Here is a 3,204-nt window from a genome sequence, read left to right as displayed (position 1 = left end):
GCCCGACCGCGGTCGCCTCGGCGCACGCGGTGACCGCCGCCCGCGCGGGGCGGGCGTGGTCTCAGCTGAGCATCACGTAGTTCAGCTCGGCGCACACCCGGCTCAGCGGGACGTCGAGGCCGGGGTGGTCGAGGGGGAGCAGCACGTCCGGCGTCGCGGGCAGGGCTCCCCCGGCGGGCGGGTCCCACAGGCACACGGCGGGTTCCCCGGAGTCCATCGACGAGCGGTACCAGACACCGTCGAGATCGCGGTAGGCCCCGCGGATGGCACGCGCCCACGCCTGCGTGATCTTCTTCGGCCCGCTGGAGATCTCCTGGGAGGCCCCCACCCGCGTGGGCCACAACCCGCACAAGTCCAGCAGCCGCAGGGTGCGGGCGGGGCGGACGACGACCAGGTGCGGACCACGGGTCTTACGGTCCACCGTGGACGTGGTCTGGAAAACCTCGGCGACGCTGGTCCGCACCGAAAGGCCGAAGTAGACCACCCCGTTCTGCCGGTCGGTGACGATGTCGCCGTGGCGCGGTAGTTGCGGGTCGAACCGGCCGTGCGGCAGCGGGCCCGTGTAGCGGAAGGTGTCCCAGCGCTGCGGGTGGTTGCCGTAGGCGTTGTAGACCCGCACGAGCCGGGTCGCCGGATGCACCGCGACGATGTCCTCGGTCGGGCGCAGTTCGTTGACCAGTACCGCCTTCGACGGCGGCCGGGGCAGCCTTGCCATGGAACGTGACTAACCGATCTCGGGTGTCGCCGGTGTCTACGCGGCCGTGCCGAGCGTACCCGCGAGGTCCGCCACGGGCGTCGGGTCGCCCCCGGCCAGCAACCACTGCCGTGGTGTCGCCTGCTTGCCGTTGATGATGAGGTCGGCCTGCGGGGTGCTCATGAAGGCCGCGACCACCAGGGCGGGCTGGTCCTCGGGGACGGCGCGCAGGACGACGTCGAGACCGGGCAGCACACCGGTGGCGGTGAACTGCCAGGCCGGCAGCCGCCAGCCGCCCTGGGCCTTCCATCCGGTGAGCCGGTGCTCCTTGAGCCGGTGGCGGATGCGGCTGTCGTCCACGCCGAGCGCCGTCGCGGCCTCGGCCACGGTGAGGGCGGAGTCGGCGAGCACGGCATGGGCCGCCACCGTCCGCGCGCGGTAGTCGGTCTCCTCACCCCGCTGCGGTGCCAGGTCGAGGCCGACATCGGTCAGTGCGGACCGCTGGTCCGGGGAGAAGTAGTGCGACGGGTCCGGGCTCGGCGGGGTGAGCCGCCTGGCCGCGTCCTCGACCAGCGCCAGGAACTCGGAGGGCCGCACGTTCAGGCCCGCCTTGGCCAACACGTTCTCCAGCGCGAAGGTCGTCATGCGCCTAGAGTAGCCCGCGTGTGCGGGTTCGTGCGCTTGCGGACGCGAATTGTGTCCGACCTCACGGCATTGCTCACGACCGCACACAACCGAACACAGCACAAAGCGTAACAAGTGTGCCTCGCACCGTGACCGCTGTCCATCCCGCTCTCTCCGCGAGTTGCCCCTGGTGGCCCGCGAGTTCCCCCCGGTGGTCCGCGAGTTGCCCCCGGTGGTCCGCGAGTTGCCCCCGGTGGTCCGCGAGTTGCCCCTTGAGGACCCCTTGGGGTCAGCGAGTCGCCACGCCGGAGTGCGGGAGCCGGCCCTCCCGGGTTCGCGGCTCCCGCCTGACTCTGTGGGCCGCCGCGCCGCTCGTATCCCTGTGCCGTCGATACCGAACGACCTCTGTTCATTCCCTATCGGCTATATTCGCGATATGGCATGTACATTCGAGGTGCTCGCGGAACCGCGGCGGCGGGAGATCCTCGATCTGCTTCGTGGTGGCGAGCGCCTGGTCGGCGAGCTCGTCACGCGGCTGTCCCTGACCCAGCCCACCGTGTCGAAGCACCTGCGAGTGCTGCGCGAAGCGGGGTTGGTCGAGGTCCGCAAGGAGGCTCAACGCCGCTGGTACCGGTTGCGGCCGGAGCCGTTGCGGGAGGTGGAGGACTGGCTGGCGCCCTACCGTGCCTTCTGGGAGGAGCGTCTGGACGCCCTCGAACAGCACCTCGACGCCATGGCGGAGACGCAGACCCCGGCCCCGGCCAAGGCCACGGACCCGCCCACGACACCGGACACCGACGCGGCCCCGCGCCGCGGGAGAGAGGAGGCACCGTGAAACCCACCCTGCGCCCCGGCGGCGACGGCACCTGGACACTGCGGTTCGAGCGTGTTCTCCGGCATCCGCCGGAGACCGTGTGGCGGGCATTGACCGACCCCGACCAGCTCGGTGAGTGGTACCCGCTGCGTGTGGTCGCGCTCGAGCCCCGCGTGGGCGGGGTCGTGCGATTCGTGGACGAGGAGGACACCGCGATCACCGCCGAGATCACCGAGTGGGACCAACCGGTGCGTTTCGCCTTCCGCGAGTACGACGAGGCGGGCGGGGTGCACGATCTGCGGTTCGACCTCGAACCCGATGGCGCGGGGTGCAGGCTGCGGTTCCGCCACACCTTCGCCGACGCGGCGTGGGCCGCCCCCACGGCGGCAGGCTGGCACCGCTGCCTGGACGCGCTGGAGGCCGTGCTGGACGGCGCGCCGGTGACCTGGCCGGACAACGGCGCCGAGCTGCGCGAACACTACGCGCGGGAGTTCGTGCTCACCGGCGGTGCCGGCGCCGCTCCGCACAGCGGGGAACGCGCGTGACGGGCGACCGAAAGCCGTGCACGGCCGGAGTAGCCTCACCGGGGTGAGTGGCGTGATCGACAGCGTCTCCTGGGTCCACGTGCGTGAGCGCAGAACCCTGTTCGTGCGCACCCACGGCAGGCACCGGTTCTACCTGCCCGGTGGCAAGCGGGAGGCGGGGGAGAGCGATGTCGCGTGCCTGTGCCGGGAGGTCGCCGAGGAACTCGGCGTGCGACTCGAGGAGTCGAGCCTGCGCCGGTTCGCCGACCTCGACGAGCCCGCGGACGGCTACACCGACGGCCGCAGGGTGCGCATGACCGCCTACACGGGCCGCGCCACGGGCACGCTCACGCCCTCGGGGGAGATCGCCGAGCTGGCCTGGTTCGGCTCCGAGGATGCCGACCGGGTCCCGGCGGCGGGCCGCCGGGTCCTCGCTCTGCTCGCCGAACGCGACGAGATCGACTGACCCTCTCGTCCCCATGCGGCCACCCGGCCGGTGGGCCGTGGTGCGCGGGCACCTCCGCGGCGACGACGGCGGCCGCGAACGC

At 72.2% G+C, this 3,204-nt stretch carries 4 protein-coding genes and 1 pseudogene; 3 read left to right on the top strand and 2 right to left on the bottom strand.

Features of this window, described 5'->3' with window-relative positions; translation table 11 throughout:
• Positions 1-61 precede the first annotated feature (61 nt).
• Together SACSA_RS0101800 and SACSA_RS0101795 are read right to left on the bottom strand one after the other, a co-directional pair.
• Positions 62-715, bottom strand: coding sequence for an RES family NAD+ phosphorylase (locus SACSA_RS0101800; RefSeq protein WP_019813041.1), 654 nt, complete (start codon positions 713-715; stop codon positions 62-64).
• A 36-nt stretch (positions 716-751) separates the two neighbouring features.
• Complete coding sequence (locus tag SACSA_RS0101795) at positions 752-1,339, bottom strand: MerR family transcriptional regulator (RefSeq protein ID WP_019813040.1); 588 nt, start codon at positions 1,337-1,339, stop codon at positions 752-754.
• A 415-nt stretch (positions 1,340-1,754) separates the two neighbouring features.
• Between SACSA_RS0101795 and SACSA_RS0101790 the strand changes: the two are divergent.
• From SACSA_RS0101790 to SACSA_RS0101780, 3 genes and pseudogenes are all read left to right on the top strand, one after another.
• Positions 1,755-2,060 (top strand): annotated as a pseudogene (locus tag SACSA_RS0101790) (ArsR/SmtB family transcription factor); the annotation flags it as partial.
• A gap of 89 nt (positions 2,061-2,149) precedes the next feature.
• Positions 2,150-2,677 carry an SRPBCC family protein gene (locus SACSA_RS21040; protein WP_019813038.1) on the top strand — a complete coding sequence of 176 codons (528 nt, stop codon included), beginning with the start codon at positions 2,150-2,152 and terminating at the stop codon, positions 2,675-2,677.
• A gap of 43 nt (positions 2,678-2,720) precedes the next feature.
• On the top strand, positions 2,721-3,122 hold the full coding sequence (locus tag SACSA_RS0101780; protein ID WP_019813037.1) for an NUDIX hydrolase: 402 nt from the start codon (positions 2,721-2,723) through the stop codon (positions 3,120-3,122).
• Positions 3,123-3,204: the final 82 nt, after the last annotated feature.

The organism is Saccharomonospora saliphila YIM 90502, from assembly GCF_000383795.1.
Classification (GTDB): Bacteria; Actinomycetota; Actinomycetes; order Mycobacteriales; family Pseudonocardiaceae; genus Saccharomonospora; species Saccharomonospora saliphila.
Note: the sequence above shows the minus strand (reverse complement) of the source record. Positions and strands in the feature narration are given on the sequence as shown.

Excerpts from the sequence above, each read along its gene's own strand:
- SACSA_RS0101800 (WP_019813041.1), bottom strand. The coding sequence starts at position 715 with ATGGCAAGGCTGCCCCGGCCGCCGTCGAAGGCGGTACTGGTCAACGAA.
- SACSA_RS0101795 (WP_019813040.1), bottom strand. The coding sequence starts at position 1,339 with ATGACGACCTTCGCGCTGGAGAACGTGTTGGCCAAGGCGGGCCTGAAC.